The sequence below is a fragment of the Paenibacillus sp. FSL L8-0644 genome (assembly GCF_038008165.1).
Lineage (GTDB): Bacteria > Bacillota > Bacilli > Paenibacillales > Paenibacillaceae > Paenibacillus > Paenibacillus polymyxa_D.
Genome location: NZ_JBBOYN010000001.1, coordinates 5,205,481 through 5,224,937 on the forward strand (window position 1 = coordinate 5,205,481; position 19,457 = coordinate 5,224,937).

The following is a 19,457-nucleotide window of genomic DNA, read 5'->3' on the forward strand; positions in this document are numbered from 1 at the left end:
TCTACATATATCCATTTTGGCTTAAGTTTGCTCATTCAGTTTTACCTTATATATTTAAACGAGTTCCTCTCTTTCCAATCGGAGGACTTTAGTTTGCCCAACAGAAGAGCTTGACTTTTATTTTATATTGTAACTATAATAGTTACATATTAAAGTTCGTAAATGCACTGAGTACACTTACGATCAAACGAATGAATCATCCACATCATATTTATAGGAGGCTATCTATTATGAAAATTGCAGTTATTGGTGCAACCGGTAAAGCAGGAAATAATATCGTAAAAGAAGCATTAGACAGAGGGCATGAAGTAACCGCCATCGTCCGTGACTCGTCCAAAGTAACAGAAAGTCGTGCTACTGTGGTACAAAAAGACGTTTTTGATCTGAAAACAGATGATCTGAAAGGTTTTGACGTAGTTGTTAATGCATTTGCCGCTCCACTCGGACAAGAGCATCTGCATGTCGATGCAGGTAACGTACTGATCGAAGCCCTGCGTAATGTATCCGGTACTCGCCTGATTGTCGTAGGTGGTGCAGGCAGCTTGTTCACTGATGAATCCCAAACACTTTTGGTAAAAGACGCTCCTGGCTTCCCTGATTTCGTATATCCAACAGCCAACAACCAAGGAAAAAACCTGGAAATTTTGCGTGGTACCAGCGACCTGAACTGGACCTTTATTAGCCCTTCTGCGGAATTTGCACTGGGTAAACGTACAGGCTCTTACCAAGTAGGAAAAGACACACTGTTGGTTAATTCCAAAGGTGCAAGCTATGTCAGTTACGAAGATTATGCAGTTGCCGTAGTGGACGAAATCGAAAAACCACAACATCTGAACCAACGCTTCACAGTGGTGTCCGAGTCCTAATTTCTCTATTCTTGCAGCACATTTAGCATAAAAAAGACCCTTCGCCCATGTTCTCATGCTGCATGGAAAGTCCGCTCTACTCTAAAATCGGACTTTCCATGCACACTATGAGAAACTGAACCCGAAGGGTCTTTTTGTTATGACCTGTTGATACTCTCATTACAACTTATCAATGCTGGCCTTCTTTTCTGTATCGTGAGCGGAAGTCTCCCTCTTATCGCTAAAACACAGCTTGAGAATTGGAGGTGCAGCCAACGTTGTCAAAATGACGGCAATGATCACGGATGTAAAATATTGCTGTGCCAACAGACCCGACTGTAGACCGGTAGCTGCAATAATAAGTGCGACCTCGCCACGTGATATCATACCGGAGCCAATCGCAAGAGAAGAACGGTTATTGAAGCCCGTCAGCCGCGCGCCGAGGCCTCCTCCCACTAACTTCGTCACCAGCGCAATCAGTGTCAAAACAACAACAAATCCGAGCTGCTGCCCTACTCCCTCAAAGGAAACATTTAATCCAATGCTGACAAAAAAAACAGGAACAAAGATGGAATAAGCGATGGGTTCCACCTTTTCTTCTACGACGTGCTTAAAGCTTGTTTGTGCAATGGCAATCCCGGCAGCAAAAGCCCCGATAATGCCCGCCATCCCCAACATATCTGCAAAATACGCAAACCCAAAGCAAATAATCAACGCAGTCGTGATGACTGCTTCAGTCACCTTGAGTGGAGCGAGTATTTTCATAATCCACGGAACAACGAACCAGCCCCCCAGAATAGCTACGACGAAGAAAACTAGCTTTTTGCCAACAAGAAGTCCCAGCGAAGTCTCTCCACCCATACCGAATATACTCATTACTACCGCTAGCAGTACCACAACAAGCACATCGTCCAGCACCGCCGCACCCAAAATGGTCGAGCCCTCTCGGGTATTCAGCTTGTTCATATCCTTGAGCACCTGTACGGTAATACTTACCGAGGTAGCACTCAGAATGATCCCTAGAAACCAGCCTTCATGCACCGAGAATCCAAAGGCTTCCCCTACACCAAAACCACAAATTAGCGGTAAAATAATACCTCCAACCGCCACAGCTACCGCAGGCTTCCAATTACGTCGAAGTTGATCCAGATCCGTCTCCAGTCCAGCAATGAACATCAGCAACAGCACGCCGATTTCAGACATATCATGAATCAGCGAATCATTCTCAACCCATCCTAATACCGCTGGGCCCAGCACAATTCCTGCGATCAGCTTTCCTAGCACTGCTGGTTGACCGAGCCTGACAGACACATGACCCGCGACTTTTGTGAACAACAGAATCAGCAGAAGATACAATATAAATTGCATAGGCTGATAACCTCCTTTTGTTTAGTCCTTGAACTTATTTGCAAAAATCCCATAAGCGACTTCCAATGAACAAGATATAGATCGGAGCGACTGGAATCGAATTTTGCAAATCCTAATCATAAAATGTAAAACAAACGTGCAAAATATGTGTCTGACCTTAACGGACAGCTCGCAAAATAAAAAGGGGAACCCGAAATACAGCACAGGTTCCCCTAAAAAGACATAAAGGAGCCTTGGTGACAGGCTCCTCCGGTAATTCATATATTCATTTGATGTTGTCGGTCATATTTGCGCAAACAAGCAACTTTATCTTTTAATTATATCTCTTCTGTAAACCCGTGTAAACGTGTTGAATCAATTTTCTACTTTTTTCACGTAGCGGTCGCGGTATTCGTGGTCCAGCATACTCATCAGAATCGAATCATGGTATTCATAATTGTAGAATAAAGCATCCCGCTGTACACCTTCACGCTGAAAGCCTACTTTTTCATAACAACGAATGGCACGTTCATTAAAGTCAAATACATTCAGCTCAATCCGATGCAGGTTACAGATACCGAATCCGTAACCCAGCATGAGTACAAGCGCTTCAGTGCCGTAGCCCTTCCCCTGATTTCCCTGCTCATTGATCGCAACACGGATGTTGGCACTGCGGTTCAGGCTGTCCATATCCTGCAGAGCTATATCTCCGATGACACGATCATCTTCGCGAAGCGCAATCAAGAGCAGCAGGCTTGAGGAATCCTGTCCTTTAGCTTCAATATAACGGGCAATTTGATCCTTGGTAAAACTGCGTTGTGTGCCTGTCAGTCTCCGCACATCCTGATGGAACAATGTATTATAGTATAGCTCCGTGTCCTCCACGTTAACGGGACGCAAGTATACCCGTGATCCTTCAAGTAATCGTGCCACAGGCTCTGGGGCTGAAGTTTGTTGAGCCATCATGATCTCTCCCATGCTAAAAAATATAAATGACGTAAATCGAAGTAAATTATTGCGCAAGTTCGACTACGCAAGGTCTGCATTTTGCTCCGTAGTCAGGCTAGAATCAGCGAGGGACTCGCGCCAAATTACGGATTGAAGCAGTAGTCCTGCCAAACCCAGAATTCCAACAGTCATTCCGATCCAGACAAAAGCCGTTCCCGCCCCTGCTATTCGGATCAATACTCCCCCGGCAAGCGGCGAAACGACCATGATTGCTCCAATCACGGTACTTTGGATACCGAAGACGCGTCCTACCATATCAGCAGGGGTTTTGGCTTGTAATATATAATTCTGGGTGATAATGTACAGGCCGTTGCCCACGCCCAGCACAGCCCCGATCATAAGTAGGACGGGCCATCCTGTTCCGGGCTGCGCCCAGCCTAAAGCAGCAATAGCTCCGCCAACCAGCACATACCCACCACCGAGCCCCCAGCCTGCGCTTATGCGATTCAAGCGATTAAGCACAAGCATACAGCCGACGGCGCCAGCACCAATGGCTGAAACCAGCCAGCCAAGCAGCGATTCATTACCTGGAGCGAGCACTCGCAGCAGCGTAGGGAACTGGTAGTCGATCATGAGAATGGCGATTAAGCCGAAAAGTCCGAATATGAGCGTATGCAAAAGCATTCGACTGCGCCATAAGAACGCCCAGCCCTCACGCCATTGGTTGAAAAAACGAGATGCGCGAACATGCTCCTCCCGCATTTGGACTTCATCAGCCTCAGGCGCTGTATGCGTAGCCGACTTTCCTTGCTGCTCGGCTGCAACAGCTTGTTGGTCTGCGCTGACCAGCGCCGGACCGATTCCGCGCAGCGGCCACAGCAGCAGTCCGGAACAGAGGCGCAGCAATGCATTGAGAATAATGCATGCCTGGGGAGACAACACAGTCAAGGTCATAGCGCCCAGTAATGGCCCCGCCACTTTGGAGGCCTGATTGACCAACCCATTCAGCGAGGTGGCCCGAAACAGGTCGTCGCTGGCGACTACCGTGCGGGTCAAGCCTTGCTGTGAAGGCATTTGAAATACGCCAGCCGCCGCGCGCAGACCGAGCAAAGGCAGTAGCCACACCGGACCCGGGACGGCGAGAATGGCCAGCGTCAATAAGGCAATAGCTGCATCGCAGACGATCATCAGCCGGGCCTTGTGTACCCGGTCAGCTAACGTGCCCGCGATGGAACCGAGCAGCAGACCCGGTAGCGCCATCACTACCGGAATCAGCGCAATCAGCATAGGGTCAGCTTCCCAGCGATAAGCAACAAGCACCTGAATGGCGATAGCATCAAACCAATCGCCAAAGGAAGCAGCCGTGTGCGCCGCAAACATCCGCCGAAAACGGCCATTGCGCCAAATGCTAGGCGCGGATTGGAATTCCTTCTTTTCCTTCATTATCTACTCACCCTGCTCTCATTTTCAGCTTTTTTAGCAATAAGAACATTCTAGCGGGTCTATATCAGAGAAAAGTCAGACAGCTAAAAAATCAGGCCATTGAGATTGTCTGCTCCAGCCAGCGCCTTAGCGCTGGACGATGCAGTATTAAACTGTTATCCCGGTCAAGCTGGTCATATTGAGCGGCATACTTCTCTTCCAGCGCTGGATAGGAACCGCAAAGCTTCAGGAACGAGCGAATTTGACATACCGCTTTGATTTGTAGCAATTCCTGTTTAGCCATATCAAGGGTATCCAATCCCTCATCCATGAGCCGCTCGGCGTTATCCACATCTCCAGTACGCAACAGCATAAGCCCGCGCATCATCCGATAACGGCCCAGCTCGCGCAAAAACGGGGCCTCCGACAGCATGCCTTCCAGACGATCAGACAGTTCGGCAGCCTTTTCCATATGATTGGCAACCAGATGCATATACATCTCCATCAGCGCAACAGGCATCACAAAATTATCGAGATTATCCCGTTCCATGACCATCATGGTCAGTGGCAGACCTTCCTGGGCGTGTTCAGGTTGTCCGTTCTCTACATAAGCCTCCAGAATGTTGAGAATACGCAATTCCCGCTCCTGCGCTTCAGATAGCAATCCACTGGAAAGCGCACGCTCACATAGGACAAGCCCCTCATCCGTCACCCCTGCTGTGCACATATATAGCAGTAGCATCCAATACAATCGATCTGCGGGAGCAAAGTCCTCCCGTTCCAAGAACCAAGGCACATCCGCCTGTACAAAACGGGTATACATTTGATAAAAGACAGACAATTCAAAACCCATCTGCTCCTGCTGGGCAGCCAGCGCTACGATGGAATTTCCCTGCCCCAACAGCTGGTATTTGCGGAATAGTCCATGTACGGCGTCTTGCACCTCCTGATCGTGCAAGGACGGATGATTCTGTGGCTGCACGTCAGTCAAGGTCAAGCTGTAGCCATACCCTCTGACCGTATGAATACGGAGACCATCCCATGACTTAAGTTTTTTGCGCAATCTGTAGATATGATCATCTACCGTACGCTCCACCGGATACTCCAGCGGCCACACCCGATCCAGCAGTTGTTCACGGGTGAACACCTGGTTCCGGTTATCGTACAGAAAGCGCAACAGCGCAAACTCTTTAGCCAACAACATAACACGACCTGCACTACAAATCACACTGTAACCGTCTGCATCAAATTGCAGTCTGATCATCCACCTCGCCTCCGACATATCGTTTCTTGGCTGCACCCAGCCCTATAAACATAAGCAGAACACTCAGGCATAAGAGCAGTAGCAGCGGAATTGTCCAGCCTTGTGTCGCATCATGCAAATAACCGAACAGCGTCGGTCCTGTCGCGGCCAACAAATACCCAAAGGATTGAGCCATACCCGACAGCTCTGCTGCCTGCTGCGGTGTCCGCGTCCGCAAATTGAAGAACATCATCACTAACGGGAAAGCAAAACCACCCGCTATACCGATACATATGACCCAAATCACGCTCCACTGTGTAGCCCCAAGCAGAAATCCACCCAGACCGATAAAATACAGCGCAGCCATAATCAGAACCAATACCCGCTGATCCTTCACTCGCGCCGCCCAAATAGGCACAATAAAAGTAAATGGCATTTGCGCAAACTGCATCACAGACAGCATCCAGCCCGCAGTTTCTGAATCCATTCCCTGTCCGCTCATCATTTCAGGAAACCAGGCGGCAGGAACATAGAACAAGGCAGATTGCAGCCCCATAAACAGCGTCACCTTCCAGGCCAAAGACGATTTATACACATTCACGGTTTGGACAGATACTGCTGCGTTATTGGCTGTTTTGCGAGCCTTAAGGAGCTGGGGCACCCAGAGTAAAATACCTACGACACCCACAATCGCCCATATTCCCAAGGCACCTCGCCATCCCATACCTCCATTTATAGCCAGCGGTATACTCAGACCGGATGCGGTTGCAGCGACCACATTCATGGATACGGAATATACGCCGGTCATCAGTCCGCTGTTGCGAGGGAACTCCTCTTTGATCAAGCTGGGCAGCAACACATTACACACGGCAATAGCCAGTCCCAGCATGGCGGTCCCGACAAATAATGCAGTAACCCCTAACGTTGAGCGCACTACAATACCTGCGGTCAACAGCAGCAAGGCTGCAAAAATAATAAGAGGCGATCCGAAGCGGCGCGACAGTTTGGCTACAAAAGGCGACAACAGGGCAAAAGCCAGCAGCGGCAATGTCGTTAATAGGCCACTCAGTGTATTCGAAATATGCAAAGAATCCTTAATCAAACCGATAAGAGGTCCTACCGAGGTAATCGAGGCGCGCAGATTGGCACCTACCAGAATGATCCCTACGGCAAGCACCCAAGGACCGGCATGCCACAAAGATTTGTATACCAAAGCTCGTTGGTGTTGCTGTGAACTCATCTCTCCATTCTCCAATCTATCTGTGTTATGCTCAAAGGCTCCAACCAAGTGTACGGCTGGAGCCTAGCAATTTTTATCTCATTAAATTATAAAGGCATTCGTACCATATGCATAGGACAGATCGACACAGCACTCCAAATCAGGTTCAGCATATAGCTTCATTGAAAAAATAAAAGCTGCCTGAAAGGATAGTTTCCTTTTGAGGCAGCTTTCAGTTCATAAACTTCGATGCGACCAGCGCTGCTTAACGTACCAGCCAGCCGCCGTCCACCGCCAAGATATGACCGTTCATATAGTCGGAACCCTGACTGGCGAGGAAAACCACAACTCCCATCAAATCAGACGGATCGCCCCAACGACCCGCAGGAATACGCGACAGGATTTCTTGATTGCGACTTTCATCCGCACGGATTGGAGCTGTATTTGCCGTAGCAATATAACCCGGCGCAATCGCATTAATCTGAACGTTATGAACTGCCAGCTCGTTCGCAAATGCCTTGGTCAAACCAGCTACCGCATGCTTACTCGCTGTATACGGCGGAACAAATTTGCCACCCTGAAAAGCAAGCATAGAAGCGACATTGATAATCTTCCCGCTTTTTTGCTCTACCATCACCTTTGCCACTTCCTGGCTCAGATGATATACGGCATTCAGGTTAATCTCCATGACAGCGTCCCAATCCTCGTCTTTATACTCCAGCAGAGGGGCGCGACGAATCGTACCTGCATTGTTTACAAGGATATCAATTTTACCGAATTCATTGACGCATTCTTCTACAATTTTTTTAATGGATTCTTTCTCTGTCAGATCAGCCTGATAAAAGGCAACCTTCACACCCGTTGGCTCCAGCAAACGTCTTGTTTCTTCATATTCATCATTGTTAGCTACAATGAACAGGTCTGCACCCGCTTTGGCCAAAGCTACGGAATACCCTTGACCCAAACCAGTGTTGCCTCCTGTTACAATCGCCGTTTTACCTTTTAGACTGAAAAAATCCAATGAAAAATGGTCCAGACCCATGTCTACGCCTCCATCACAAATTAGTATAAAAACCTATATTTCCTGAAGCCTACAGCGCTGCGCGTACTTCTTTATATTTAGCTACATAACGTGCTGCATTTTCTGTGATCAAGTCGTAGCGACCTTCCTTGGCTGGAGCCGTCAAATTACCCCCAATTCCCACAGCTACACATCCGTTACGCAGCCAGGTTTCCATATTATCCAGATCAACACCACCCGTTGGCATAATCTGTACATGAGGCATTGGACCTCTAACGGCCTTCACAAAGTCCGCCCCCATTGCACTGCCTGGGAACAACTTCACGACATCGCTACCCAATTTCATGGCTTCCTTGATCTCATTCAGCGTCATACAGCCAGGCATATAAGGAATCGCGTACAAATTGCATAGCTTCGCTGTTTCTTCTTCAAAAGAAGGACTCACGACAAACTCTGCTCCGGCCAGAATAGCAATTCTCGCCGTCAGTGACTCCAGTACCGTTCCTGCACCAATCACTGCCCGATCCTTAAATTCGTCTTTCAATCTTCGAATGACCTGATCCGCATCCGGCGTCGTAAATGTAAGCTCAATATTATCCAAGCCGCCTTCAATGCAGGCTTTAGACATGAGATACGCTTCCTCCGCTGTGTTTCCCCGAATGACTGCGACGACACCTACCGAAGTGATATGTTCCAAAACTTTCTTTTTCGTCATGTTCCTGATCCTTTCCACGAATGGGATGACCATGTACCTCAGCCGCTTGCAGGTTTACGCTCCAATACACTAATCGGATTAACGCAACTCGCTCATGGCAACCTGATCCATGTCTTTGTATGTTTTATTTTCACCGGCCATGCCCCAAATGAAGGTATAGCTGCCCGTAGCCGCACCACAGTGGATAGACCAAGGTGGAGAAATAACGGCTTCATCATTTTTCATTACCAGATGGCGCGTTTCGTTCGGTTCACCCATCAGGTGGAACATTCTTGCGTTCTCATCCAGTTCAAAGTAGAAATATACTTCCATCCGACGGTCATGAACATGTGTCGGCATGGAGTTCCACACACTGCCGTTTTCCAACGTCGTCATCCCCATAACCAATTGGCAACTTTGAATGCCTCCATCATGGATAAAGCGACGCAACGTACGGTTGTTAGCTGTTTCCTGCGAACCCAGACTTTCAGACGGTACATCGGCAAAAGACTGTTTCGTCGTCGGATACGTGGTATGAGCCAGGGCCGAAACGATATAAAATTTCGCAGGCTTTCCACTGGAATCGCTTTCAAAGATCAACTCCTTGCCACCTTTACCTACGTAGAGACAGTCTTTTGTGGCCAGCTCGTAAGTTTCACCGTCCACCTTGACCGTACCGCTACCCCCAACATTAAAAATGCCCAGTTCGCGGCGCTCCAGGAAAGTTTCCGCTTTGATTTGATCGTTACCTTCCAGTGCAACAGATTTATTCACGGGATAAATGCCCCCGATAATGACACGATCTTCATGCGTATAGACCAGCTTTACCTCCTCAGGTACAAACAGTTCCTGGATTAGATAGTGCTGACGCAACTCTTCAGTCGTAAAATGTTTGGCATGTTCGGGATGAGTTGAATAACGCATTTCCATAAAAACATTCCTCCTGTTTAGATAAACTTTTTTATCAACGGAATTGTTATAAAAGCGGTTTCTAACTCTACTTCTTAGCTAGAATTGTAATAATTATCTAAGGGGGTGTCAACCTAAAACTTCGATTTTCCTAGAAAAACCCTTAATACACACGAAGTTTCACACGTTTTTTACCTTTTGATAAACAAAACCACATTTTTTTATCTATATTACCCAAAAAGTTTTTAGCAAATATATCAACTTCATCATTGTGAAAAACCGATTTATGTGATAATTTCAATTTATTCAGTTGGTGCATGCGCTTACAGATTAAGTTTACTAAACACAAGGAGGAATTCAAATGACCGCAACATTGGATGCTGTTACCTTCGGAGAACCGATGGCCATGTTTTACGCCAATGAAGCAGGCTCTCTGGATGAGGTGCGTTCATTCACCAAAGCGTTGGCCGGGGCAGAGACGAATGTTTCGGCAGGTTTGTCGCGTTTGGGGCTACGAGCCGGACTCGTAACCAAACTCGGCGAGGATACGTTCGGCAAGTTCATTGCCGATGCGCTACGTCAGGAAGGAATCGACACCCAGAATGTCATGTTTACCAAAGACCACTCTACCGGGATGCTGATTAAATCCAAAGTTATAAGTGGGGACCCCGAGGTGGAATACTTCCGCAAGCATTCCGCCGCTTCCACACTGAGCATCGCTGATTTTAACGAAGCTTACTTTGCCGGGGCTCGCCATCTGCATTTTACAGGTATTTCCGTTGCCCTCTCCGCTGAATGCCGCGAATTCGCACGACATGCGCGGCAATTCATGAAGAAGGCAGGCAAAACTGTATCCTTCGACCCTAACCTAAGACCCAAATTATGGCCTGACACACAAACGATGGTGGAGGCGATTAACGAAGCATCTGAGGGATGCGACTGGCTTCTACCGGGGATTCATGAAGGTAAAATATTGACGGGCTATACTTCGCCCGAGGATATTGCTTCGTTCTACCTTGACCGTGGTACCTCACTGGTCATCATCAAGCTGGGAACCGAAGGCGCATATTACAAATCCGCAGATGCTGAGGGATATGTCAAACGCTTCCGCGTAGATCATGTCGTGGATACCGTCGGTGCGGGTGACGGATTTGCCGCAGGTGTTATCAGCGCGCTACTGGAAGGCTTGCCCCTGGCAGAGGCAGTCAAACGCGGTAATGCACTTGGTGCGCTGGCTGTCATGTCAGCCGGAGACATGGATGGCTATCCGACGCGAGCCGAACTGGAATCTTTTTTGCTCAGCGCCAGCACAAATTAGTCCGGGATCATCCCCCGCGTAACCTTCACTGCTATGAGCGCAAGCTCAACAAAGGCCGCATCCAAAGTCGGCTTAACTTCCAATAGCCCGTATTCGCATTTGTGTGACCTGAGCAGCATACGCATACTCAGGTCGTACAAAGGAATACGGGCTATTTTATAATATAAGACATGATGCTCGTCTACAGCGTTTTGACGGATTCTCCCCGATTGATATCCGGCACAAATCGGTAAATAATCGGAACCGATTCGCCGCCTTCCTCAATACTGGACAGCAGCGTTTTTGCCGCCTGCTTCCCCATATCCGCAATCGGTTGCGTAATGGTCGTAATCGGCGGATTGTAAATATGGGCAAACTCCGCATCGTCAATTCCGATAATGGACAGCTCTGCCGGAATGCGTATACGGCGGGCATTCACATACTTCAACACCTCAGCCAACACGATATCATTCCCGGCCAACAGCGCAGTCGGCGGCTCAGGCAGTTGGAAAAGCTCCTTCAGCGTCTGCTGGATTTCTTCTCTCGGCACGCTGTGCATATATTCTTCTCGAAATGGCATACCATGCTCTTCCAACGCCTTCTTGTATCCGCTGAGCCGCTCCACTCGTGGAGTAATCCGATTCAAGCCAAGGGGCAAGGTAATCAGCGCAATTCGCTCATGCTTGTGAGCCACAAGTTCCTGAATCGCCAGCTTAATCGCCATTTCGTTATCCAGCAGCAGGCTACGTGTATTGACACCGTCCACCAAGCGGTCCAAAAACACCAATGGATACTTTTCACGAATGAGCTGGTTGTAAATGTCTGCATGCTTTCCTGTCGGGAAGATAATTAAGCCGTCCACTTGACGGGCCTTGAGCATCTCAATATACTGGCCTTCCTTGTCGGGGTTTTCATCGGCGTTGCAAATGATCACCTGAATGCCGAAAAGCTGCAATTCCTCCTCAATCGCACGGATAGACTGGATCGACAGCGTATAATCAATGTTGGCTACAATGACTCCCACCATAAACGTCCGGTTCTGCTTCAAGCTGCGGGCCAGCCCGTTAGGCTGATAATTCAGCTCTTGAATAACCTCGGCAATCCGGTCCCTTGTCTGGTCGCTCATATATTTATATCGTTTGTTCAGAAATTGCGAGACAGTGCTTTTAGACACTCCTGCCTTCTGGGCAACATCTTCAATCGTCGGCTTCTTCATCGGTACACTCCTTGTCTTTCATGTACTGCGTTAGTGCAACAAAAGTATATCTTTTTTTTAGTAAATTTACCAGACTTCTATTTATGAAAGCCATTATGATATAAGTTGAACTTCAAAATTGCCTATCGTGCCACTGTATAAAAGGATGGTTCTCCCGGCAGCAAAAGAGGCAGTTCAAGATGTTCTCTTGAACTGCCTCCACGTATACAACTCTATCGAAAAGCTAGGTTCCAGTTGGCCCTAAATACTACTCGGATCAGTGTGCTGGAACAGGCGTTGCAGACTGATCTGGTGTATCGTGCTCGATCAGCGCATGCTTTTCCCATAACCGGCTTTTCCAGCGGGCATACATGATGACAGCACGAGTCCATTCATCAGCAGCAATCGCCAGCCACACACCGGCGAGCCCCATATCCAGCTTGAACACCAGCAGATAACCCAGCGGCAAGCTCATGCAGACCATAGAGATTAGTCCCATAAAAACCGGGAACTTGGCATCTCCAGCAGCACGCAACGAGTTAATAATGACGATATTCGTCGTCCGGCCAGTTTCTAGCAGAATGCTAAGTAAAATGACTTGCGCTCCTAAGCGGATAATTTCAGGGTTCTCTGTAAATAAACCGAGCAAAGGTACACGGAAAAAGATAACCACCGCATCAATAATCACAGTCACGAGTAGCGCCCATTTCACACTGTTCAATACACGTTTATAAGCCGTATCCTTCTCTCTGGCTCCCACGAGCCTTCCCACTACGATAGCCGTTCCCATACCAACGGCCATACTGAACAAATAAATATAGCTCGAAATATTATTGGCATATTGACGTGTCGCCATCGCTTCTGCTCCCAGATAGGTCACATACAGTGTGAATATGAGCTGACACGACTGATACATGATAGACTCCAGCGCGGATGGTACACCAATACGCAATATTTTAGAGATAAACTTTTTGGACAATTGGACGTAATATTTCCACTCGACACGAACCTCAGTGACCCGGTACATCAGCCAGAAGAAGATCAGGAGACAAATAAAGCGGCTACCTACTGTGGAAATAGCAGCACCTTCTACACCGAGTGCTGGCATTCCCCAATGCCCCAAAATCAAAACATAGTTGCCGACCACGTGGATCACGTTCATAAAAACCGATACATACATCGTTTCTTTGGTAAAACCGTGCGTACGAATGGTCGCCGCCAGCGCGTTAATCAATGCCTGAAGGAAAATAGCCCCCCCGACGATGCTCATATAGGATTCCGCATACGTAAGAATGTCCCCCTGGACATTCAACCATTGCAACATATGCGTACCAAACACAAGAAAAATTACGCTTAGCAAAAGACCTACCATCAAATTCAACGTAATGGCCGTACCTGTAACCTGGGCCGCTTCGACTAGTTTCTTAGAACCGATATATTGAGCTACGACGATAGCAGCGCCGTTGCCGATAACCTCCAGTACAAGGATAGCGATTGAAATAATTTGATTGGACGCGCCCACACCCGACACTGCATTATCAGATACAGAGCTGAGCATGAATGTATCGACGCTTCCCATTAACATAAACAGGAATAATTCAAGGAAAATAGGCCATGTCAAACGGAACAAATTCAGTTCCTTGGCTTCGGACAATACCGAACCATTTTTTAGTGCTCTGGTTGTCATTCATTCACCTTTCTTCATAGATTTATTTAACGATCAAAAGGTATGTTAGCATAGTCATTCTGAAAATACATCCCGTTTACGTAAATTGATTTGAAAAATACGTAAGAATTCATTTATCACCTTCTTTATATTTGATTATCGAACTTTATTGAAACAGGATATTACAAGAGTATACCGGCAAATCTGGGCTTTTCGACGCAATTATGAGCTAAAGAGTATAATAGAATACGAGCCTGTGAGCATTGCCGCTGACAAGTTGTGAAAATTGTTGTACGCTTCCTAAGCATAATTCGCGAATTAAAGATGGAATATATAGGACATTCATAGGGTTAAAAGGTAATAAAGGAGGCTTTTACAGATGACTCAATCATTTCAAGCCCTTGTCGTCGATCAGACGCAGGACGGTGAAGTTCAAGCAGAGGTACGTTCTCTGGAAGCTAGCAGTTTACCTGCTGGAGAAGTATTGATTCGTGTCGCTTATTCCAGCATCAACTATAAAGATGGGCTTGCTGCCCGCAAGGATGGCAATATCGTCAAATCCTATCCGTTCGTACCAGGCATAGATTGCTCGGGAACCGTCGTCTCTTCGGAGGATAGCCGCTTTAGCGAAGGACAAGCGGTGCTCGTTACCGGATACGGGCTGGGTGTGTCTCAATTCGGAGGATTCAGCCAATATGCACGCGTGCCTGCGGACTGGGTGGTTCCACTTCCAGACGGACTCACGCCGAGAGAGGCGATGATTTTCGGGACAGCCGGATTCACCGCAGCTCTGTCGTTATATCGGCTGGAGCAAAACGGCGTTACTCCGGAGCAGGGGAAGGTACTTGTCACCGGAGCGACGGGCGGCGTAGGCGGGGCAGCTATTGCCTTGCTGAACAAGAGAGGCTATCATGTCGTAGCCAGCAGTGGCAAGGCCGATGCGCATGATTACCTCAAGGCGCTCGGAGCAGCCGAGGTTATTTCTCGCGAGGAGGTCTACGACGGCGCGGAGAGCATCCGCCCGCTGAGCAAGCAGCTTTGGCAAGCGGCTGTTGATCCTGTAGGCGGAAAGCCGCTCGCTTCGCTGCTCAGCCAGATCGCCTACAACGGCTCCGTTGCCGTGAGCGGCCTGACGGCAGGAACCAAGCTGCCTACGACGGTGCTGCCGTTTATTTTGCGCGGCGTAAGTCTGCTGGGCATAGACTCTGTCTTCTGCCCATACGACACCCGTGTAGCGATCTGGAAGCGACTTGGCAGCGAATGGAAGCCGGAACAGCTAGAGCAGCTCGTTGAGCGCGAAGTCGGATTGGCCGACCTGCCCAGCGCGCTCGAAGACATCCTTGCAGCCCGCTCGCAAGGAAGAACGCTTGTACGACTGGCTGACTAAGCAGAAAGATATCGGCAATCTATCTGTTAACCTGGTTTTGCGTGAGGAAATATTCATTCCGTAGGGTCTAGCTTTGCAAAACATAAGAAGCTTGTAAATCTGAACTTTTGAGATTTACAGGCTTCTTTTTTCGTGTGATACATTTGAAGAAAAACAAAATATATCGAATCAGACGGTTTACTTTTCGCAACCAAATGAACCTTATGAGGGCCTCAGTTGTTATATAGATAAACTGCACAAGAAAGGAGAGCACATCATTGGAGAGTAATCGAGAGTTGTTTGATTTGTATCAACGAGATGTATACCGAACCTGCTACTACATGGTACATAACGCATCGGATGCAGAGGATTTAACGCAGGAAGTGTTTATCACCCTGTTTCGCAGCAATCGTGAACAGATCGAACAACTAAAAGCCTGGATTATGAAAATTACGGTCAATCATTGTCTGAATTACCTTAAACGCCGGAAAAGCCTGCATTTGAAAGTATCGGCTAATCCCTATTTATTTAGCGGGGCGGAAGGTAAGCCTGTAGACAAGCTGGTGGAAGAACGCGAATCGACAGAAGAATGGATCGTTTATATGAATCGCCTTCCAGCCAAAATCCGCGCTGTGCTGACCCTCCGCTATATGCATGATTTCACACTGGCAGAAATATCAAAACTGCTGGAAATTCCGCTGGGAACCGTCAAATCGAGGACTCATAAAGGGCTAAAGTTATTGGAGCAAATACTGCGGGATGCAGGTGTAGAAATTCCCGAGATGGAAGGAGAGAACTATGAACAACGTAGAAAAGGCATTGAAGCGCAAGTTAAATAATGATTCGGAAATGGCCTATCCTGACTTCGATGAGATGTGGAACCGGATGGAACAGACAGGGCATACTGCCCCTACGCTAACCGACACTTTCGATTCATTCACTCCGCACCGACATAGAAATTGGCGCAAAATAGCTATCGCCGCCTCTCTGAGTGCGCTTCTCGTTGCCGTTCCCGTCTATGCCGCCATCCATTATAATTGGGGCAATCTGCTGCACGGAAGAAGCGGCATTCAGACGGCACTAAATCAAGACCTTGGACAGCCCTTGGAGCAATCCGTAACCAGAGACGGAGTGAAGCTGACGCTGCATACCGCTATTGTCGATGAGAACCGGACCGTGATTCTGTACAGCTTGGAGGTCGGAAAACGGGCAGACAACGAGTTTTGGAATGTCAAAGGTGTATCGCTAAAAGGTGCTGCGGGGGAAAGCAGTGCAGGGGAATATAACTTTCAGCAATGGGACCCGAAAAATCAACGGTACAACGGATACTTTGAAAGTGACTGGACACCGCAGCAAGAAACAGAGAACATGCGGCTGACCGTAGATCATATAGAGCTCACCAGCGTTCAGGAACTGGAATTGCCGCTCGATGTCACATCGCCTCAGATGCAGACATTCAAGCTGGATCGTAACGGCTTACAAGATATGAAGGTACAGGTATTTCAACAAGGGAAGGATAAGCTGATGCTGTCCTCGGCAATCACCTTCGATTCCTCCATACCCAAGAAATGGGACAATCCACAAATCGTTGCTTACAAAGGCAACAAGCCTGTGATGTCGCAGCCTGGGGGGACTTTTGGCAAACCCGGAGATAACGGGGAGTATACAGCACAGCAGTATTTTTCTAAAGCAGATATACCAGAAGGACAGACTGCTTTCAAACTGCAATATGCGCAAACTGAGAAAAGTATACATGAACCCATAAACTTTGATCTACAGCTAAGCAAGAAGAAAATGGAAAGCGGGACGATTAAAAGTGTGCTGAATACCCCGTTGGAGAACGGCAATCCGAATTTTACATTAGAACAAATGATTGTCACACCTACACAAATCCGTGTCACGATCAGAAGCGAAAAGAAATTCGCCATGTTACCTTATCAAAAGTACTTTCTTTCTGTGAACGGCACAACGTTAGAGGGTAGCCGTTGGTCTTCACCTGATCAGGAGCACGATCTGAATACGATCCGTTTTGAACGACCGTCCCATCTTGTGATTACCAAGGACACTCCTATTACTTTTACAGGCAAATATAAAGTCACGATCCATTCGGATGACAAAACGCCCCAGCGTTTAACTGATATTTCGGACCAGAAGCAGACGCTAACCACGCAAATCGGTGGCTATCCTGTGAAGTGGACTTACTACAAACAAGGGGCAGATTTGTTTGTGGAAACAGAGAGCGAAGATGCTCGGTTTGGAGGGATTAACCAGACGCATATTGGCCTGGGTAAAGAACGGATCATTGGCAAGCCGATCACAGCCAATTTTGCCGGAGACGGCAATAACAAGGCAGTGGATGTCTACAAGAACTTCAAAGGGAAGGAAGCTTCTATCTATATGTTCTACTATACAACGGACGACCCGGAAGCAGAGACAACCGTACCCTTGCAGCCCATGACAAGCAACAGTGAAGCATCTAAATAGCAATGCTATAAAAAGAGGGCCCTCTATACCTGTGTGAACCGTGGTATAGGGAGCCCCTCTTTATTTTCCTAGTAAGGCACAGTCTGCCTGGAACGATTGACTCCTACCCTACTTCACAGAACCTTGCGTAACGCCATTGATAATCCATTTTTGTGCAATCAGATAGACGATAATCATCGGCAGCAAGGCCATCAGATATGAGGCAAAGGCCAAATTAAAGTCGGTATTGAACTGCCCCTGAAATACATACTGGACGAGCGGTAGCGTATACTGCTCCGCATCGCTAATAATAATGAGCGGCAGCAGGAAGTCGTTATAGGTGGACAGACAAGTGAGAATCCCCACCGTAGCACTAATCGGCGCCATCAGCGGGAATATAATGCGCCAAAATGTCCCCCATGTCGTCGCACCATCTACCGTAGCTGCCTCTTCCAATGCCACCGGTATGGAGCGAATATAACCGACATACACGAAGACATTAAACGCCAAACCATACACCGTATGCAGCATAATGAGACCCAACAGATTAGTCATATGAAGGCCCGAGGCCAGTTTTACAATCGGCAACATGATGATGGGGAACGGAATGAACATGGCACTCACAAAATAAAAATATAACCCCTTGAAGAAACGCCGCTGCATATTACGAGCAATGGCATAAGCAACCATCGAATTGGTTAGCAAAGTGAGTATAACCGTCGATGTCGTGACCATCACACTGTTCCGAAAAGCGCTGAAGAAATTGGTCATTTCCACTGCACGACTAAAATTTTCCCAATGCAGTTCGGTCGGAAAGGCAAAGGCAGAATGTGCCATCTGCTCGGGATTTTTAAGGGCTATCGTCACCGTCATATAGAGGGGAAACAGAATGAATATTGTCCCCAATGCTACCAGAAGCAGCACAGGCCAGTTCGTACGTCTACTAGTTTTCATCAGTTATCCATCTCCCTTCTCTGGAGGAATCGAAGCTGTAAGATGGAAATGATCGCAATCACAATAAAGTAAATAACAGAGTTAGCCGACTGATAAGCGAATTCTCCACCTCTAAAGCCCCCGGTGTATATCAGGTGGGATATCGACTGCGTGGCCCGTCCCGGCCCACCATTCGTCAAAGCCACGATCTGATCGAACACCATCAAGGAATTTTTCATCGCCAATACCATATTGATCGTAAAAAACGGGGCAATTAATGGAAAGGTAATGCTCCAGAATTCGCGCCATTTACCCGCACCGTCCAAATTGGACGCCTCATACAGACTTGTCGGAATGGTTTGCAGCCCAGCCAGATAGAGAATCGTATTAAAGGCAATCCCCTGCCATACAGCTACGACGACAACCCCCACCCAAGCCAGTTGTTCGCTGCCCAAAATGTTCGTCGACAATGAAGTAATACCTAAATTTTGCCCCCAAATCGTAAACACGTTTGAGAACAGGTAATTGAATATGTAACCTACGATCAACACGCTCAAAATATTAGGTAAGAAATAAATCCCGCGAAAGAAATTACGGAAACGTATTTTAGCGTTCAGCCCCATGGCAATCAGCAAGCTGAGAATATTAATCGCAATGGTAACCACAATCGCAAATTTGAAAGTAAACCAGTAAGCATTGCCCACATTGTCGTCTTGAAACAAATTAATATAGTTCTTAAACCCGACAAAGTGGTACTGATGACCAAAGCCGTTCCAGTTCGTGAGTGAATAATAAAATCCCTGCAAAGCAGGCAGGGTCAAAAATACAAAAAACAATAGCACCGCCGGCACCGTCATCCAGTAAAAAGTCGTTAGTCGCTTATTCATGT

17 protein-coding genes are annotated in these 19,457 nt (G+C 47.6%); 5 read left to right on the top strand and 12 right to left on the bottom strand.

Features of this window, described 5'->3' with window-relative positions; all coding sequences use genetic code 11:
- The first annotated feature begins 230 nt into the window (after window positions 1-230).
- Entirely contained in the window at window positions 231-866 is a 636-nt protein-coding gene (locus tag NSS94_RS23595) for an NAD(P)-dependent oxidoreductase (protein WP_029518658.1), read from the top strand.
- A gap of 159 nt (window positions 867-1,025) precedes the next feature.
- Here NSS94_RS23595 and NSS94_RS23600 read toward each other — a convergent pair whose 3' ends face one another.
- From NSS94_RS23600 to kduI, 8 genes are all read right to left on the bottom strand, one after another.
- Window positions 1,026-2,213 carry a cation:proton antiporter gene (locus tag NSS94_RS23600; protein WP_029518659.1) on the bottom strand — a complete coding sequence of 396 codons (1,188 nt, stop codon included), beginning with the start codon at window positions 2,211-2,213 and terminating at the stop codon, window positions 1,026-1,028.
- A 354-nt stretch (window positions 2,214-2,567) separates the two neighbouring features.
- A complete protein-coding gene (locus NSS94_RS23605) occupies window positions 2,568-3,158 on the bottom strand; it encodes a GNAT family N-acetyltransferase (RefSeq protein WP_069010986.1) in 591 nt (196 codons plus the stop codon).
- Between the two features lie 63 nt (window positions 3,159-3,221).
- Complete coding sequence (locus tag NSS94_RS23610) at window positions 3,222-4,583, bottom strand: MFS transporter (RefSeq protein WP_341040252.1); 1,362 nt, start codon at window positions 4,581-4,583, stop codon at window positions 3,222-3,224.
- Between the two features lie 91 nt (window positions 4,584-4,674).
- A complete protein-coding gene (locus NSS94_RS23615) occupies window positions 4,675-5,826 on the bottom strand; it encodes a winged helix-turn-helix domain-containing protein (RefSeq protein WP_029518662.1) in 1,152 nt (383 codons plus the stop codon).
- Complete coding sequence (locus NSS94_RS23620; protein ID WP_029518663.1) at window positions 5,807-7,045, bottom strand: CynX/NimT family MFS transporter; 1,239 nt, start codon at window positions 7,043-7,045, stop codon at window positions 5,807-5,809. The genes NSS94_RS23615 and NSS94_RS23620 overlap by 20 nt, the downstream gene beginning before the upstream one ends.
- 244 nt (window positions 7,046-7,289) lie before the next feature.
- Window positions 7,290-8,066: a 2-dehydro-3-deoxy-D-gluconate 5-dehydrogenase KduD gene (gene kduD / locus NSS94_RS23625; protein WP_029518664.1), complete on the bottom strand. Its 777-nt coding sequence runs from the start codon at window positions 8,064-8,066 to the stop codon at window positions 7,290-7,292.
- 49 nt (window positions 8,067-8,115) lie between these two features.
- Window positions 8,116-8,760: a bifunctional 2-keto-4-hydroxyglutarate aldolase/2-keto-3-deoxy-6-phosphogluconate aldolase gene (locus NSS94_RS23630; RefSeq protein WP_029518665.1), complete on the bottom strand. Its 645-nt coding sequence runs from the start codon at window positions 8,758-8,760 to the stop codon at window positions 8,116-8,118.
- Window positions 8,761-8,838: 78 nt separating this feature from the next.
- Window positions 8,839-9,669 carry a 5-dehydro-4-deoxy-D-glucuronate isomerase gene (kduI, locus tag NSS94_RS23635; RefSeq protein ID WP_341040253.1) on the bottom strand — a complete coding sequence of 277 codons (831 nt, stop codon included), beginning with the start codon at window positions 9,667-9,669 and terminating at the stop codon, window positions 8,839-8,841.
- Window positions 9,670-10,009: 340 nt separating this feature from the next.
- On the opposite strand from kduI, the gene NSS94_RS23640 reads away from it, so the two are divergent.
- The gene (locus NSS94_RS23640; RefSeq protein ID WP_039271772.1) at window positions 10,010-10,966 is read left to right on the top strand and encodes a sugar kinase; all 957 of its coding nucleotides are present in this window, start codon (window positions 10,010-10,012) and stop codon (window positions 10,964-10,966) included.
- Between the two features lie 181 nt (window positions 10,967-11,147).
- Here NSS94_RS23640 and NSS94_RS23645 read toward each other — a convergent pair whose 3' ends face one another.
- Window positions 11,148-12,161: a LacI family DNA-binding transcriptional regulator gene (locus tag NSS94_RS23645; RefSeq protein ID WP_029518668.1), complete on the bottom strand. Its 1,014-nt coding sequence runs from the start codon at window positions 12,159-12,161 to the stop codon at window positions 11,148-11,150.
- Window positions 12,162-12,417: 256 nt separating this feature from the next.
- Window positions 12,418-13,827, bottom strand: coding sequence for an MATE family efflux transporter (locus NSS94_RS23650; protein WP_307351082.1), 1,410 nt, complete (start codon window positions 13,825-13,827; stop codon window positions 12,418-12,420).
- Window positions 13,828-14,185: 358 nt separating this feature from the next.
- Between NSS94_RS23650 and NSS94_RS23655 the strand changes: the two genes are divergently transcribed.
- From NSS94_RS23655 to NSS94_RS23665, 3 genes are all read left to right on the top strand, one after another.
- On the top strand, window positions 14,186-15,193 hold the full coding sequence (locus NSS94_RS23655; RefSeq protein ID WP_165145886.1) for an acrylyl-CoA reductase family protein: 1,008 nt from the start codon (window positions 14,186-14,188) through the stop codon (window positions 15,191-15,193).
- 257 nt (window positions 15,194-15,450) lie between these two features.
- Entirely contained in the window at window positions 15,451-16,011 is a 561-nt protein-coding gene (locus NSS94_RS23660) for an RNA polymerase sigma factor (RefSeq protein WP_029518671.1), read from the top strand.
- Window positions 15,971-17,656: a DUF4179 domain-containing protein gene (locus NSS94_RS23665; RefSeq protein ID WP_341040254.1), complete on the top strand. Its 1,686-nt coding sequence runs from the start codon at window positions 15,971-15,973 to the stop codon at window positions 17,654-17,656. Before NSS94_RS23660 ends, NSS94_RS23665 begins: the two co-directional genes overlap by 41 nt.
- Window positions 17,657-17,764: 108 nt before the next feature.
- On the opposite strand, the gene NSS94_RS23670 is transcribed toward NSS94_RS23665, so the two are convergent.
- Complete coding sequence (locus tag NSS94_RS23670) at window positions 17,765-18,589, bottom strand: carbohydrate ABC transporter permease (protein ID WP_029518673.1); 825 nt, start codon at window positions 18,587-18,589, stop codon at window positions 17,765-17,767.
- Entirely contained in the window at window positions 18,589-19,455 is an 867-nt protein-coding gene (locus NSS94_RS23675; protein WP_341040256.1) for a carbohydrate ABC transporter permease, read from the bottom strand. The genes NSS94_RS23670 and NSS94_RS23675 overlap by 1 nt, the downstream gene beginning before the upstream one ends.
- Window positions 19,456-19,457 lie beyond the last annotated feature (2 nt).